The sequence below is a fragment of the Geovibrio sp. ADMFC3 genome (assembly GCF_054687035.1).
Map to the genome: position 1 here is coordinate 1,147,810 of NZ_BAAFZG010000002.1, position 16,015 is coordinate 1,163,824.

At 44.7% G+C, this 16,015-nt stretch carries 15 protein-coding genes; 3 read left to right on the top strand and 12 right to left on the bottom strand.

The genetic code is table 11. From position 1 onward, the window contains the following. Positions 1-129: 129 nt before the first annotated feature. Complete coding sequence (locus ACYRYY_RS05720) at positions 130-1,038, bottom strand: response regulator (RefSeq protein WP_460214621.1); 909 nt, start codon at positions 1,036-1,038, stop codon at positions 130-132. 64 nt (positions 1,039-1,102) lie between these two features. Continuing rightward, on the bottom strand, positions 1,103-2,470 hold the full coding sequence (locus ACYRYY_RS05725; protein WP_460214622.1) for an MATE family efflux transporter: 1,368 nt from the start codon (positions 2,468-2,470) through the stop codon (positions 1,103-1,105). A 132-nt stretch (positions 2,471-2,602) separates the two neighbouring features. On the opposite strand from ACYRYY_RS05725, the gene ACYRYY_RS05730 reads away from it, so the two are divergent. Next, a complete protein-coding gene (locus tag ACYRYY_RS05730) occupies positions 2,603-3,706 on the top strand; it encodes a GGDEF domain-containing protein (RefSeq protein ID WP_460214623.1) in 1,104 nt (367 codons plus the stop codon). Here the strand turns inward: ACYRYY_RS05730 and ACYRYY_RS05735 are convergent. Beyond that, entirely contained in the window at positions 3,703-4,422 is a 720-nt protein-coding gene (locus ACYRYY_RS05735) for a M48 family metallopeptidase (RefSeq protein ID WP_460214625.1), read from the bottom strand. The two genes, ACYRYY_RS05730 and ACYRYY_RS05735, sit on opposite strands and share 4 nt — an antisense overlap. 36 nt (positions 4,423-4,458) lie before the next feature. Next, positions 4,459-4,857: a tautomerase family protein gene (locus ACYRYY_RS05740; protein ID WP_460214627.1), complete on the bottom strand. Its 399-nt coding sequence runs from the start codon at positions 4,855-4,857 to the stop codon at positions 4,459-4,461. Between the two features lie 73 nt (positions 4,858-4,930). On the opposite strand from ACYRYY_RS05740, the gene ACYRYY_RS05745 reads away from it, so the two are divergent. Further along, positions 4,931-5,374 carry a GNAT family N-acetyltransferase gene (locus ACYRYY_RS05745; protein ID WP_460214628.1) on the top strand — a complete coding sequence of 148 codons (444 nt, stop codon included), beginning with the start codon at positions 4,931-4,933 and terminating at the stop codon, positions 5,372-5,374. Here the strand turns inward: ACYRYY_RS05745 and msrA are convergent, their stop codons facing one another. The 5 genes from msrA to ACYRYY_RS05770 all read right to left on the bottom strand — a co-directional run bounded on the left by msrA (position 5,375) and on the right by ACYRYY_RS05770 (position 11,883). Then, positions 5,375-6,433 (bottom strand): peptide-methionine (S)-S-oxide reductase MsrA, encoded by a 1,059-nt coding sequence (gene msrA / locus ACYRYY_RS05750; RefSeq protein WP_460214630.1) that lies wholly within the window; start codon positions 6,431-6,433, stop codon positions 5,375-5,377. It lies immediately after the preceding gene. Between the two features lie 138 nt (positions 6,434-6,571). Continuing rightward, entirely contained in the window at positions 6,572-7,648 is a 1,077-nt protein-coding gene (gene ccsB / locus ACYRYY_RS05755; protein WP_460214632.1) for a c-type cytochrome biogenesis protein CcsB, read from the bottom strand. Then, entirely contained in the window at positions 7,648-9,033 is a 1,386-nt protein-coding gene (locus ACYRYY_RS05760) for a cytochrome c biogenesis protein ResB (protein WP_460214634.1), read from the bottom strand. Before ACYRYY_RS05760 ends, ccsB begins: the two co-directional genes overlap by 1 nt. 173 nt (positions 9,034-9,206) lie before the next feature. Then, positions 9,207-10,865, bottom strand: a complete 1,659-nt coding sequence (locus tag ACYRYY_RS05765; protein WP_460214635.1) for an ammonia-forming cytochrome c nitrite reductase subunit c552 — start codon at positions 10,863-10,865, stop codon at positions 9,207-9,209. Positions 10,866-10,992: 127 nt separating this feature from the next. After that, positions 10,993-11,883 (bottom strand): DMT family transporter, encoded by an 891-nt coding sequence (locus ACYRYY_RS05770; protein ID WP_460214636.1) that lies wholly within the window; start codon positions 11,881-11,883, stop codon positions 10,993-10,995. Positions 11,884-11,963: 80 nt separating this feature from the next. Between ACYRYY_RS05770 and ACYRYY_RS05775 the strand changes: the two genes are divergently transcribed. After that, positions 11,964-12,542 (top strand): TetR/AcrR family transcriptional regulator, encoded by a 579-nt coding sequence (locus tag ACYRYY_RS05775; protein ID WP_460214638.1) that lies wholly within the window; start codon positions 11,964-11,966, stop codon positions 12,540-12,542. Here ACYRYY_RS05775 and ACYRYY_RS05780 read toward each other — a convergent pair. Genes ACYRYY_RS05780 through ACYRYY_RS05790 form a run of 3 tightly spaced genes read right to left on the bottom strand, consistent with a single transcriptional unit; the run spans position 12,526 to position 15,935 of the window. Further along, positions 12,526-13,770 (bottom strand): BaiN/RdsA family NAD(P)/FAD-dependent oxidoreductase, encoded by a 1,245-nt coding sequence (locus ACYRYY_RS05780; RefSeq protein WP_460214640.1) that lies wholly within the window; start codon positions 13,768-13,770, stop codon positions 12,526-12,528. The two genes, ACYRYY_RS05775 and ACYRYY_RS05780, sit on opposite strands and share 17 nt — an antisense overlap. Beyond that, complete coding sequence (locus tag ACYRYY_RS05785) at positions 13,767-15,101, bottom strand: coproporphyrinogen III oxidase family protein (RefSeq protein WP_460214641.1); 1,335 nt, start codon at positions 15,099-15,101, stop codon at positions 13,767-13,769. Before ACYRYY_RS05785 ends, ACYRYY_RS05780 begins: the two co-directional genes overlap by 4 nt. Before the next feature lie 60 nt (positions 15,102-15,161). Then, positions 15,162-15,935 (bottom strand): RMD1 family protein, encoded by a 774-nt coding sequence (locus tag ACYRYY_RS05790; protein ID WP_460214643.1) that lies wholly within the window; start codon positions 15,933-15,935, stop codon positions 15,162-15,164. Positions 15,936-16,015 lie beyond the last annotated feature (80 nt).

A 16,015-nucleotide genomic window follows, 5' to 3' on the forward strand; every position in this document is an offset into this window, starting at 1 on the left:
AAGATATTCAAAAGATTATTTTATGAAAAAAAGTGGAATGATACGAAAATAAAGATCACTGTTTATGAAATAATCCTCTGTCCTTCTTCAGAAAAAGGAGAGGACGCTGCTCAAAATAAAAAACTCATTCTACCTGCACTTGCCAAGTGTGAATGCGGAACCACCCTTTTCTTTTGATTTATAGACACAAGCATCTGCCTCTTCCAGAAGAATTTTGTAATCTTCAGCATGGTCAGGGTAAAGGCTGATACCGATGCTTATGCCCACTTCAAGCACAAGATCATTGCTTGTATATATAGGGGCTGTCACTGCTTTGATAATTTTTTTTGACATGGCATCTGTTTCATCAACACTTTTTACGTTCTCAGCCAGTATAACAAACTCGTCACCACCAAGGCGCGCCACAGTATCAGTTGCCCGCACTGTATTAAGAAGCCTGGATGCAACCTCCTTCAGGACAAGATCGCCAATATGATGCCCGTAAGTATCATTAATCGGCTTAAATTTATCAAGATCCATATAAAACAGGGCAAAACGTTTGCGGTATCTGTTCCAGTTGTCTATGTAATCTCTGGCTTTTTCCTGAAGGAGAAACCTGTTGGCAAGTCCGGTCAGGCTATCATGAGTTGCTTTGTAGTAATTTTCTTCGGATGCGTTTCTGAGTTCTTTTAAAGAGTTGAATTTTTCTATTCCCTGCTCCACAATTTTTTTCAAAACTGTTCTGTCACAAGGTTTCTGGAGAAATTTAAAGACTGAACCTTCATTTACAGCTCTGACGGCTATTTCCAGATCAGCATTTCCGGTAAGCATAATACGGACACTGTCAGGGTTGATTTCCGAAGCTCGTCTTATGAATTCCACACCATCCATTTTTGGCATTTTATAATCGGAAATAACCACATCAAACGCCTCCTCACGCATCATTTCCAGTGCTTTGACAGGTGAGTCGCACAGAGTGATATCCATATCCCGGAAGGTACGCCGGAAGGTGTCAAGAATAAACTTATCATCGTCAACAAAAAGAATCCTGTTTTTCATTGGCATTCCCGCTGTGTATCCATAACTATATATACATTATTTACACAGTGTGCCAAAGGAAAATTCAGGTTGCAGGCTGAATATCCTTCCATCTCCCGCTCTTGTAGCGTGCATAAAGCAAAACAGGAAACAGAAGAAAAAGCAGAACAACCGATGTCCAGCCGGCTTTTGCGGAGAAATGCAGTGTGTTCATAATAATATATGTTGCCGCTGTGATAGACCAGTTTGTCCCCACTGAAATAATCATAGCCCAGAAGGTGTCTCCTGCTCCTCTGAGAGCGCCCATAAAAACAACCATCTGCGCAGTAACGAGAACATAAACAGAAGCAAGGCGGAGCATGTATGCCGTCAGTGGCACTGCGGACTCAAATGCGGGATCAACGGCATCGGGTCTGAAAAATTCCGTAAGCTGGTATGGGAAGAACACAAAGAAAAACGCCACTACCACAGAATAAACAGTACCAAGCTTCAGACCGGAGATAACAGTCTTATGCACTATGTCGTGCCTGCCAGCTCCGATGTAGCGCCCCACAAGGCTTGTCACCCCTATTTCGACTCCAAGTAAAGGAACAAAAGCAACATGATCCCAGTTAAACATAATTGTCGCCGCTGTAGCTGTCGCAAGTCCCTGAGCGTGAAAAATCAGCACTATGAACGTAAAAGCTGTAAAACCGAGAAGAAACTCAATTCCTGCCGGCGTGCCGAACTTCATGAGTTTCATAGTCAGCGCCTTATCAAAGCGGAAAGAGCCTTTTATGCCGTATGCTTCAACATTTGATTTTCTCATATAAGCAAGAATCAGGATGGATATACCGAAAGCCGTTCCGACAATTGTTCCTACGGCAGCACCCCGCATCCCCATTTCCGGCATGCCGAAGTGTCCGAAAATAAGCACCCAGCTTGCGCCAACATTCATTATCATTGCGCCTATGGAGGAGAACATAACCACACCGGTTTTGCCTATTCCGGAAAAAAAGCAGCTGAGAGAATGTCTTATGAGAAAGAGAACAGAACCGAATATCAGGATATCAAAATACTGACGCTGATAGAAAAGCTGTGCCTCATCTATCCCTGTTTTGGAAAACATATAGTGTATCAGCGGGCGGGAGAGAAGAATAAGCGGATATGCCAAAACGGCTATTATTATGCCCTGAAATGCGGATACACCGCACATCTGCTTTTTACCCGCACCGTAAAACTGGGCGATCATCGCTGTGGAATAGCCTATAAGCCCTATGAAAAATACGGAAAGCATGAAGCTGCTCATGCCGCCGCTCATGGCAGCGCTCATCTGTACCGAACCCAGACGGGAGAGGAAAACCCTGTCGGTAAAGACCATCACCGTTTCGCATGCATTTGAAATAAGCATGGGAAACGCTATGTAAATCATCTCTCTGACGCCGCCTTCGGCGAACCTGACGTTACTGCTCACAAATCACCTGAATTATAAAGAACAAAAATTATAACTCTGAAAATAGTTTTCAGCAAGAAAAATTCAGTCGCATATATAACTAAGCTTATCTGTATAATTTACGATTATATAAAAAAATATTAGGTATAAATTATGACAAAGGAACAAAAGGCCGTATCTGACCGCATAAAGCTTGCGGACGGATTTAAAAACAAGCGCCTCGAAGCGCTTTTCCGCAGAGAGAAAATGAAAGCAACTGCAATGAAGACACGTCTGTTTTTTGCAGTTTATGCCATCATGTACTCATACTTTGCGGCTTTTTCCCAATTCAGCGAAGTCAGAGCAGCAGGAGCGGCAATGGCTGTTTTGTCCGTTGTTTTTGTCATCAGGGTTCCCCGCAGAATATCCCATTTAAATTACCTGACCGGAACTGCGGTATTACTGCTTTTTGTTTTCTCCGCCCTATCCGCATTAAGCTCAGGCAAAATGCCGCTGACACTTTATGCAGGAATAATTCTGCCGTTTCTTCTGCTTGAGATGCCGCTGAAAGCACTTATTTATCTGACTGTTCTTCCTTTTACCGCTCTGATTTTTATCACAAACACAGGAAGCGCACTTTTAGCTGTTTTCCTTGAACTGTCAGGAATTTGTATCTACACAATATATGGTTATATGAGAAGAAGCTACTTCCTGCACATGAGGCGTGAAAAAGCAGGACAGCGCAGCTCCCAGACAATAAAAAGCGCAGGAAACGGCAAAGGAAAAGACACACTCACAGGGCTGATAACGCTTGGCGTATTCCTTGAACTGGCAGAAAAAATAATGGAAACCCCGTCAAAAAATGACAGCTTCATGATAGTGCTGGACATTGACGGATTTGAAAAGATAAACAGAGCCTTCGGGCAGGAAAGCGGAGACATGATCCTTAAGGAAACTGCCCAAAGACTTAAAAGTCTCATAAGCCCAGCGGATCTGCTAGCCAGAACAGGAGGCGGGGAATTTGCCTTACTCCTTGCAGACGAAACAGAAAAATATGCCAAAGGGCTCACAGAGCGGATAAGGGTGAACATGGAAAACAGCAGATGGAAGACCCAGAAGTCAGAAGCAGTGATCACTATAAGCGCAGGAATCGCCCTTGTCTGCCCCGAAGGAATGGAAAGCGCCGCAGACGTTTTCCACAAAGCAAGAGAAGCGATGTTCACAGCAAAATCCCACGGCAGAAACCGCATAGCAATGTACGGAGATGCTGACTGTTAGCCTATTATGCAGTTCTTCATAAAATGGCGTATCCTTTTGAAATCAGGGATATATTCAGCAACATAAGCCCAGAATTCAGCACTGTGATTGGGGTGTCTCAGATGTGCCAACTCATGCACGCATACATAATCGGCACACTCCGGAGGAAGCTTGGCAAGCTCATAATTAAGGGATATGCTCCCGCCTGTGGTACAGCTCCCCCAACGGCTGCCTGTCTTGCGGAAAGTTACTTTACGGTATATAAGCCCCATTTCGGAAGAGCGTTTCTCAAGCAGAGGCGTAATAATCTCCTCCGCTTTTCTTTTCCAGAAAAGCTCAAGTGCCCTGAAAAAATACTCCTCTTTAAAAAGGTAAGGATTTATTTCCGCCTTTATGCGCCCCTCCGCCAGCCAGAGTTCAGCCCTGCCTAAGCCTGCAAGCGTACTGCGGATTATCTCCAGCGGATATTTTTCACCGAATAAAGGAACGGGGAATCCATCCTTAAAACAAACAGTGTCAAACCTTTCCCGCTTGACCGACATCCGGCGGAAAATCCATTCCGCCTTTTTATTAAGCACGGAGATAATAGTTTCTTCCGGCACAGCAGGTGCTTTGACCGTAACCACACCTTCAGCATCTACTGATATGTATATATTTTTAAGCCCTGCCTTCACTGTGTGACGGTACGAAACCTCACGTCCGCAGGGAAGCAGAGCAGTTTTTACTCCATCTTTCATGAAGCGGATAATAACCCGCAAAACATCGGATTACAATCATTCATTAAGCGGATCTTCCCCTTCATGCCAAGAAGCGAGATAGCGTTCATACAAATGAAAATCCTCACCCTTATGCTCCGTAAATGTCACATACATATTATCAAAGGGGATAAAAAACAGGCTGTTAAGAATATCCATAAAACCAAGGGCAAGTTTACGCCTCTGGTTCACTGTGCGTCCTTCTCTTATATCCGCATTGACAAGCGCCACACCCTCCTTATTATTTTTCACCCTGCCAATGAAAAGGTTGTAGGTGTCATACTCCCGGATGCTTATGCCGATGTGGTCAGTGCCTGTGTCCATAACAAGTGAAAAAAGCTCTTTGACCCTCTCGGCGAGAGCTTTTTTCTCGTCGTCGCTTATTTTCCTGTTAATTTCGAACTGTAAGTGTGGCATATGCGCCTCCTTTATAGTATTAATTATATAATCAAATAATGTATTCGCCAGTTGAAATGAGGCAGGAAAAGTTATGGAAATTGTCAGAGCAGAAACATCCGATATACCTGAACTATGTGGTCTTTTGTCTTACCTTTTTGAGCAGGAAGAAGAATTTACTCCTGATACTCAGGCTCAGGAGAGAGGGCTGAAAATGATAATAGAATCGCCCGAAACCGGCGACGTATTAATAATGAGAGACAACGGACAGACCATAGGAATGGTCAACCTGCTTTATACCGTAAGCACGGCACTAGGCGGCAAAGTCGCAGTGCTTGAGGACTTGGTGGTTACGCCAGAGAACAGGAACGGCGGAACAGGAAGCTGGCTGCTGAAAGCGGCAGTGCAGCACGCAAAAAAGCAGGGCTGCATGCGGATAACGCTGCTCACTGATGCAGTGAATGAAAAGGCGCAGAGGTTTTACGCACGGCACGGCTTTTCACCCTCGCCGATGGTTCCCATGCGCCTTATGCTCTGATTACTTCTCAAAAAGTTTCAGGTACTCCCCGTAGCCTTCCTTAACAAGATCTTCCTTGGGGATAAAGCGTAAAGCAGCAGAGTTCATGCAGTACCTCATGCCCGTGGGAGCAGGACCGTCTTCAAATACATGCCCAAGGTGAGAATCACCGTATTTGCTGCGAACTTCTGTTCTTGCCTGAAACAGGCTCTTGTCAACACGGGTGACTATATTATCCTGCTCAATGGGCTTGGTGAAGCTGGGCCATCCTGTGCCGGAATCATACTTATCTTTTGACGAAAAAAGGGGCTCACCGGATACAACATCAACATAAATGCCTTCCCGTTTGTTATCCCATGTTTCTCCGGTGAAGGCTCTTTCGGTTCCCTCATGCTGTGTAACTTTATACTGCATGGGGCTTAGACTGCTCTTAAGCTTATCATCTGAAGGCTTTTTAAAGTTTTTCCAATCCTTTTTTGGTGAAGCCTGCTCTTTTCCCCATGTTTTTTCGATATAACCTGCCCTGCCGGAGCCAACTTTATATCTGTTATAGTGGGCAGCGTTCTTTTTATAATAATCCTGATGATACTCCTCGGCTTTGTAAAACTTTACGGCGGGAAGAATCAGCGTTGCAATGGGCTCCTTGAATTTGCCGGAATTTGCAAGGGCGAGCTTTGAGATCTCCGCTTCATCTTTCTGCATGTTTGAATGGTAGAAGATTGCTGTTTTATACTGCGTGCCTTTGTCTGCAAACTGACCGCTTCTGTCTATGGGGTCAATATTTCTCCAGAAAACTTCAAGCAGTTCCCTGTATGATATTACAGAAGGATCAAAAGTTATCTGTACTGCTTCGTAATGTCCTGTGTAGCCTGCGCTCACATCCTCATAGCTGGGATTTTCAACCCTTCCGCCTGTATATCCGGCTATTACATCTTTCACGCCGTCAAGCTTTTCAAAGGGAGGCTCCATGCACCAGAAGCATCCGCCCGCAAATGTTGCCGTCTCGTATTTTTCAGCACTCATAGATTCACCTGTCAGTATAAGAATAAGTAATGCCGGAATGAGAAAAAGCTTTTTCATACAACCTCCGTTAAAGGGGTATAAATAAATATATGGTTAGTTATGATGTAATGAAAGGGGATTGATGAATAAGTTCGGCACACTGTGCAGAGAGCGGTTAAGCCGGACCACTGAGCGTGAGTCCGGCGGTATATGAGATTAAAATGTCCCGTAACTGTGCAGTCCGGAAAGGAGCAGGTTTACGCCGACATAAGTAAAAATAGTGCTTAAGAAGCCGATTACAGCAATAACAGTTACTCTGCGCCCCTGCCACCCTTTAACGTATCTTCCGTGGAGGTAAAAGGCATAGATAAGCCATGTGATGAGCGACCATGTTTCTTTCGGATCCCAGGACCAGTAATGTCCCCAAGCCTTATCCGCCCATATTGCACCGAATATCAGCCCGCCTACAGTAAACACAGGGAACCCAACGGAAACGGCCTTATATGTAAGTTCCTCAAGAAGCTCAGAGGTCAGCCCCAGTTTTTCAGCCAGAGATGATAAAATATTTCCGAAATACCAGAAAAAAAGCCACACAGTGAGAAAACCCACAATGATTATAGCCACATCCGAACTGTCTGCCCTTCTGAACAGATCAGAAAACGGTTTGGACATCCCTTCCCTGTTGCCGGAGGAAATTTTAAGGAGCATGTCTGCCATCATTCCCCCCATTGTAAAAATGAAAAGGGATAATGTACCTGTCCAGAAAATATAAACACCGGAACTTTTGCGTCTGTCGCTCATGGCAAGATGCAGGATCGCTGCTATGAACGAAACAGCAAATGCAGCATAAGCTATAAAGCTCAGTGAAGCATGAGCAAGCAGCCAGTTACTTTTCAGTGCCGGCAGAATGGGCTGAATATCTTTTGACATTCCTGTTGTGTCGATAAACGCCACCGCCATTCCTGCAAGCATAGCCGCAAGCGCCCCGAATGCCTTTGTTTTATAGTAATACTCAACAAGAATATTGCCCAGTATAAGACACCATGCAAAGAAAACCAGAGATTCATAGAGATTTGTTATCGGGATGGACTGAAAAAAGCCCAGATTATATAACTGAGAAAAAGCGAACCAACGGATTACAAACGCTCCGGTGTGGCACGCAAAACTTATTACGGCAACAGAAGACGCAACCTTGCCCACTATATCTTTTCCGGTAACAAAATAAGCTATATAAATAACCATTGCGAGCAGATAGCCGAGACCTGCCGCCGCAAAAAGCGGTGATGAACTCATTATTTCCCCCCCTTTCGTTCTTCAATAGATGCCGAAAGGTTCTTAAACATTTTTTCGGCTTCCCTGCGTGCAGTCACCCTGCCTTTATCTTTATTATAGAAAAAGCGAACGGAAACAGTGCCGTTTGTTTCTTTTACAACTACCCAGACTCTTCTGTGAGAAGTGTAGAAAGCCACGATGACGCCTATGGAAATGATTATAAAGCCTATGTATATAACCGGCAGTCCCGGATCGATCCTGGCGGAGAGAACGGAATACTCCGCTCCCCAGACATCGTTAAAAGTAATATGGAGATTGCTGAAATCGCCGGATGCCGGATCTTTCATAAATATCCACTCACTCACGGAATCGCCTTCTTCGTTTATAAAAACAATATTCAGCGCAGGGTTAAGAAGCTGGGTGCTGAAGTTGATAAGATTCCCGTCATTGTCCTGACCGAGCGCAGGGGCAAAGTCATTCAGCTTCGCTTTAAGCTTCAGTTCCGGAATATCGAACTCCTGTCCGAGAATCATGGAATATTCTGAGCTGATACCTGAAATCAGAGAATCGACAGTAAATTTAAAAATGACATCCTTATTAGGAAAAACTCCGTAGCTTGACTGATAAAATGTTATGCCCTCAAACTTTACGGGGCTGTTTACTGAAACATAAGCATCTGTTGTTACATTATCTTTTATAAAGTGTATTTTGGAGCGGAAAGAACTCTGTTTGGGAGAATTTTCGTAAAATTCAGTTTCAAAATTTTCAAGATAAATGTTGAAAGGGAGGGTAATATCTTTTCCTTTACCTATGGTGACAACATTCTCCATCTTCCCTTCCAGAATAGCGATATTGCCGTTATAACCGAATATGCCGCCTATAAATCCTCCCGCAATAAGGATAACAAGACCGAGATGAGTTATAAAAGCGCCGGATTTGCCGTATCTGCCTTTTTCAGCAGCTAAAACATCGCCCTCTTTTGTCTTATTCCAACGGGAGAAAACCTTGTCAAAAGTTTTCAGAACATCTTCGGAAGAGACTTTAAACTCTTTTTCCTCAAAGAAATATGTCTTAAAAACATCCTTATCGGTGCTTATTTTTCCGGTGAGCTTCTTCCACGTGGAAGGAAGCTTCTCAACGGAGCAGAAAATGAGGTTCAACGCCAAAAGCAGAAGGATGAAGTTAAACCAGTATGTATGATAAAGGTCCGTAAAACCTGTTTTATCCAGAAATGACCAGACAGCGGGTGCAGCGTCTCCGAAAATCTCTGCAAGCCTCTGCGTGGTTTCCTCTTCAGGTGCATGCTGTCTGATGAATGTACCTATTGAAGATACGAAAATGATGACTGCGAAAATAACGAGTGCGAACCTGAGTGAACCCATGGCTCTTAAGATTTTTTTTATCATAATTAAAATTCCCGTTTATAAAATAAATTACTGATTCTTTGTCTGAGCGATTTTGTTTTAAAAGAATCCGGTAATATATATAAACCCTTTAGACCGATTGAAACAGTTTTTTTTTGTAAAAAAGAATCGGGGGCACTATGCCCCCGATTAAATGTTTTGTCAGTTTTCTTTAATTATTTCGCTGAAGCCTGAGCTTTTTTCATTTCAGCTATGGCATCGTTAATCATTTTGATTCCGAGCTGAGATTCATCAACTGACTTGGTGAGAGATTCTCTCGCCATTTCAGGGTTGTGGAAACCGTCAGAGTTTTCAGCTACCCAGTATTCCCAAAGGATATGGGCTTTAAGCTGCTGCTGCTGAGCCTGTTTAATGATATCTTCGCTGATGCCTTTGTCTTTGCCTTCAACTATTTTGTCGATAAGCTGAGACAGCCAGAATTCAGCTTTTCTCATTTTGCCTTTAGTGTAAGCCTTTACAGAGTCAATAGAGTAGATTGCATCTTTCTCTGTCCAGTTAGGGTGGCATCCGCTGGAAAGGCATGATTCTTTGATATGCTCTCTGGGTGTCACTGCGAAGTGAGAAGTAAAGGTTTTGCCTGTCTTCTTATCTTTAATCTTCGGAGTGTGGCATCCGTCGCAGCTTACGCCTGCTTTAGCGTGTTTAGAGTTGTAGTGTGTTTCAGCTTCGGGGTGCTGTGCTTTCCAAAGAGGTGCGCCGCTGAAAGCGTTTTTAAAGTCTATGAAGCCTATTTCGTTTACATAGTGGTCATAGAGCTGAAGCACGTCTTTGAAGGGGAAATGGTTAGTTCTGTTGTCGTCAAAAGTAACTTTTCCGCCGGTTTTAAGATCAGTACCGGGGTTGCAGTTATATTCAACGTGGCACTGACCGCACTGAAGCGTAGCATCATATTTTTCAAGCAGAGCGATCTTTCTTGTGTAGCCCCTCATACCCATATCGATAACTTCGATTTTGGTTCTGTTGGGATCTTTATGCCACAGAGTGTCCGCTTCGGGTCTTGTAAGAGCCTGAATAAGAGCATCTCTCACGATTCTGGGTTTAGCAGCGTGAGGATCATGGCATGTGTAGCAGTTAAGGCTATGCTGAAGTTTTTTGCTCTGGATCATAGCTGTGGGGTTGCTTTTTCTTGAGAAAGGTGCGCCGACATTAGGATCACCAAGGTAAGCCCAGTCAAGGATATGGTCCTGAGTTTTACACTGGAAGCATACGGGGTTTACCGCAGCGGCAGTCTGTCTCATGAAAGGTTTGTGATCGCTTGATTCGGGGTGAGTATCAACGATGCTGTCCCAAAGTTTGCCGGGTTTTTCGTTAACATACATCCATCCGTTTTTAGGCTGGAATCTTCCGCCCGCTGCACGGTCAACTATAACCTGATCAAGCAGCATGTAGCCGTGGCTTCTTGTAAGAGCATGCTCTTTTGTGAAGCCGTGGGGAGCCATAAGCTTGTCCCAGAAGGGGTTGGGCGCTCTGTTAGTGAGCTGAGACTTTTCATCTCTTGCGGGTCTGTGTTTGTTGACCTCAAGGAAACTTCCGTGCTGTTCTTTGTGGCATGCTCCGCAGGCATCCCATGAAGTGAAAACCTCGGGACGTTTTGAGGAATCAGCAAGGTGAGCATCAAGCCCGCCGTGACAGCTGATACAGTTAACGTCTTTGTGCTTTCCGGACTGGTGAAGCCCCTGAACCACATCATGACATTCATAACAGGTTTTAGGGTCGACTTTTTTGACTTTCTGAGCAGCCTCAGCGGACTGAGCTGATACGAGAAGCATAAGTCCTGCGAGAGCGCCGAGAATAAAAGCGCACTTTTTAAACATGTAAACCTCCTGAAGAATTAACAAATGTTTATGCGTTGTCTAACTATACCTGTAAATTCGTAAATGAGGCGTTAAGGTTCTTAAAAAGCCTGTAAAGATTGTAAACACGAAGACAAGAAAATCCCCTTTATACCCCTGATTCAGCAGGCGTTTTTAAGGACTTCGGAGAGGGTGAACCGTCGTAAGAAAAAGACTGGAAGATAAGAGCAGCAAGTATAATTACTCCTCCGGTAAACGTAGATAACCCCGGCATTTCAGCATATATAAGCCATATCATCAATGGTGCAAGGAATGTTCTTGACAGGGAAAACAGGCTTATTTCCATTGCGGTTATGTATCTTGCTGCGGTGGACATGAACACTCGCCCAACGGGAGCTGATAAAAGCCCCATCGCAGCCATAACAAGCCAAGTACGCATGTTAAGCTCTGACGGTTCAGCAGCATAAAAACTGATTCCCGCAATTGAAAACCCTCCGAGAGCTATAACCATTGTTCTGCTGATATGCGGATACTTGCGCCAGATAACATAGTTCAGGGCTGAAAACGATGCGCACACTATTGCCATCACATTACCGAACATTCCGCCTGTTCCCAATGAGTCTGCTGTTATCACAAAGATACCGCCCATAGCCGCCGCCATGGAAATAAGTATTCTGGGAGAGGCTTTTTCTTTAAGAAGTATACGGCTGTAAATTGCAGCAAAAACAGGTGAAACGCTCATAATAAGCACTGCATTTGCAACAAGAGTATGTTTAACAGCAAGAACAAGGGTTGTTCCGCTTCCTCCCATAACCAGTCCTGAAATAATTATTGGCAAACCGCCGCTGAAAACAGCGCCTTTTATTCCTCCTTTCTCTTTAGCCTGTGTGAGAACAGACATGGAAAAGAATGTAAACAACCCGAACAGAAATGCTGTATCCCAGCCGGACGCTCCGGACATCCTTATAAAAACCGGATCAAGACTCATAAGCAAAATACCGGTCAATACAAAAAATAGTCCTTTTTTCTTATCTGACATCAATCACCTTCTTAAATCATACTCTATAGTATGATTATATAATACTTGACAGTATGATTTGCAAGGAATAAAAATAAGCAATGAGCAGATCAGTTGAAAAATACATGGAAAAACAGCACCTGATACTGGATTGCGCCCGTAACCTTTTTCTTGATAAAGGGTACAGAACCACCAGTATGGACAGTGTGGCGGAAGCTGCCGGAGTCACGAAACAGACTGTCTACAGGTACTATCCGTCCAAGAAGGATCTTTTTGCCGCCGTTCTGGAGGCTATGGGAAAAAACAAAAGGGTTTATGAATTCGGAGGCGGCGATCTGCGTGACGAGCTGGAGAAATATGCCGTTTTCTTCCTGACACAGCACTTGACACCGGAACGTATCGGGCTTTACCGCCTTGTGGTTGCAGAATCAGTTCATGAGAAGGAGCTTGGGAGCATATTCTTCACCAACGCCCAGTCGGTAAGGCAGAATAATCTGGCGGAATATCTTGAAAATAAGCTTTCCAGCGGGGATAGTGAAAAACTTGCGGGAATCTTCGGTTCGATGCTTCTCCACATGCGTTCAGGCGTTCTTCTCGGCACAACAGCCATACCTTCACAGCAGGAAATTGAGGATTTCTGCCGTTTTAGTGTCAACGTGTTTCTCAACGGCTGTCTGTAGCGGCAGCTTTGCCGGCAAGCGCACCTGTACTCCAGCACATCTGAAGATTATATCCGCCCGTGGGAGCATCCAGATTCAGGATTTCCCCTGCGAAATAGAGGTTATCTATTATTTTTGATCTCATGGTTTTAGGATCAATCTCTTTCAGATTCACCCCGCCTGCTGTCACTGTGGCTTTATTGAAATCGTGAAAAGAATCTATAACAGTTTCAAGCTCTTTCAGCATACCCACAAGCACCTTTCTGTGCGCTTTTGAAACCTTCGCTCCGTGTATTTCACCATCCAGAGCGGAAAGCTTCATCACAACTGTCAGCATCTTAGGGGGCAGAACAGAACCCAGAACGGTCTTCATCATCTTTTTATCATTGGCAGCAAAAAGCTCCCCAAGGCGCTTGTCAAGCTCCTCACGGGATTCATCAGGAAACATATCCAGCAGAAGGCGCATTCCATGTTCCTGCCCTGAAATGCTCCTGCTTATGTTGTAAACGGCGGGTCCGGTCATACCGTCCTTTGTGAAAAGAAGATCACCTCTCTCTTCGGCCGTTTTTTTCCCTGAATATGCGCTGATGGAAACATCACGCAGACTTAAGCCTTCAAGATCAGCTATCCAGCGTTCTTTTAACTTCACAGGGGTAAGCACCGGACGCAGGGGAACCAGAGAGTGTCCGCATTTTTCCGCCCACTTATACCCGTCACCTTTTGAGCCTGTTGCGGGGTAGCTCAGACCGCCTGTTGCAACTATCACTCTTTTTGCACGTATTATATTGTTTTCAAGGACTATCCCGGTTATGAGTCTGTCCTTAATCTCAAGGCGTCTGACCTCGGTATCTGTCCATATTTTAACGCCGTTAAAGCGGACAAAGGCAGTGAGTGCTGCAAGTACCGTTTTTGCGTCATCAGTATCCGGAAAGACTCTGCCCGCATCCTCTGTGACGCACTTTACACCCAGATCACCAAAAAACTTCAGTGTATCCGCAGGGGAAAAAGAGCTGAAAGCACTGTAGAGAAAGCGTCCTTCACGCCCGAATACTTCTGCAAGCCGTTTTATATCAGGTTCATTATTGGTAATATTACAGCGTCCGCCTCCGGTTATCAGAAGCTTTCGCCCCAGAGAAGCACCTCTTTCAAGAAGCACTGTTTTAGCGCCTTTTTCAGCGGCAAAACCAGCCGCAATAAGCCCTGCGGCTCCGCCGCCTATGACGGCTATGTCAAAAATTCTTTCAGTCATTCATCTTCCGTACAGCCAAGGCAGATCCTTTCATCCGAAGCTTCCAGATCTGCTCTCATGGATTCCCTTATATAATCCATACCGTTATAGAACCCTTTCATCATTACGGAAAGAAGAAAACGTCCCTTAGGTGTAATAACTGCGTGACCGTTTTTGCTCCCGATAACGCCTACAGCTTTTAGAGCATTGTATTCAAAAAACGGTTTGTAGGACGGCTCTCCCCGCAGACCGAACATTTCCACCATCATCCTGTACTGCTTGACGGAGTAAGACCCGAACCTTGTGCTTTTAACCACGGATGCCATACCAGCCGCTACACGGTCCGCATACTCCTTTAATGAAAATGAGTTGGCGTAAAGAGTACCGTTCAGAAAACTGAATGCACCGGAACCAAGCCCCACGTATTCACTGTGGTCAACCACATATTCATCTATAAATTCCTTCTGTTTCAATGCAAAAGCCCAAGATGTGCGCTGGATGTAAGGTTCGTTCATGTTTTTCATGATAAGCGAAAAAAGCTTCGCCTCATTCTCATTGGTGGACTTTCCGATCTGCTCTTTCAGTTTTTTTCCCACAAAAGGTGCATACATAAGCGGATAAAAAGTTGCCTGCTGCGGTTTCAGCTCACGAACCTTTTTTATGTCATCAAGGAGTTCACCCTCTGTCTGTCCGGGGAAGTTATACATCAGATCCACGTTGACGATAGGGAAGTGCTGCAGGATCGCCTTAACCTTTTCAAACTGTTCTGCACCTGTGCCGAACTTCTTTCTTCTGCCTATATTTTCCAGATATTTATCATTGAAAGTCTGTATACCAACAGAAAGACGGTCTATGCGCCCTTCTGTGTATCTCAGACTTTCCGGATCTATATGGTTAGGATCGCTCTCGCATGAGACTTCTGTTATGCCGAAAAGCTCCCTCGCCAGATCTATGGTTTTCGCAAGTTCATCAGGAAGAATAGAGGTTGTGCCTCCGCCGAAATAGACAGAATTAAAGCTGTAGCCGAGCCTTGCTGTCATCCTCATTTCATCACGCAGAAGGCTGAAATAACGCCTTGCTGTCTCCTCATGAAACTTGAATCTGTGAAATGAACAGTAGGGGCAAAGAGTAAGACAAAAAGGCACATGCAGATAAAGAAGATAGTTTTTATTTCTGTCCGCAGGCGGAAGAACTGTTGCGCTTTCGTCAGAAAAACGGAGATAATATCTAACAGCCGCTTTCATTATAAGCCTTGCGGCTTTTGAGGAAAAGTCCCATCTGATCCCGTTCCGCCCTTCTGTTCCGTTTTCGGACGAGCGAGAGAATGAGCTTTCCCTAGGGAATCCCGACAAAATACACCCCCACAAATAAATAGTGCCGTCCGACCAAGACGGCGTCAGTACCATTAACAGTTATACATGTTTAAAGAACATTTCGTAAAGAGTAAGCATTATCTCCACTAAGATTAATATAACAATATACCACTCGACCCTGAGAGAATGAGCATTGTGCTGAAGTCCGAGCTGTTTCTCCGTGGTGTCTGTCACCAGCTTAAGTTTCCTTTCCAGAGCCTTGCTGCGCTCTATTATCTCGTACTCGTCCTCAAGTTTGAGATAAAGCCTTTCCAGTTCGGGATGCTCCCAGAGGATTTCGGGCTTCTCATTCACCTCAACACCGCCTACCATTGTGTGCTGAATAAGCAGCGCAGAACCGATAGTGCTGACAAGCTCCCTGTAGGTGCGTGTTTTGCCCATACCGGACTTAAGGCGCATGGCAAGCGGCTCTATCTGTTGGAAAACCTCGGACATCGCAGCCTCATATCTGCCAAGCATAACGCTTTTTGCCAGTATATCCGCCATGGTAAGCACATGCTGGCGGGTAAGCTCGGTCACACGTACGTAGTCACCCTCAAACTTATCCTCATTTGAATCAGTCTGGATGAACAGGCTTTCAGATTCCACCGAAGGATTGGGTTCATCAATAAACGGCTCAAGTTCCGAGAGAATATCGTTTTTTTCTTTGTCACTCAACCCCACAGTGACAACAACGCCGAAACGGAATATAACCACCCACTGATCCTCTCCCAGACGGAAGCTCAACGGAAGATGAGAGGTCCGTTCGCCGATTTCGATTCCTTTTGTGCGTATTTTTTCGCTGACGGACATTGCCGTCATTATGAGTTGCATTTTTTCACCTGCCGATATAAAAACTACTTATATTATAGAATTATAGAACTTTCCCATAAACTAATCATCAGAATTTAACC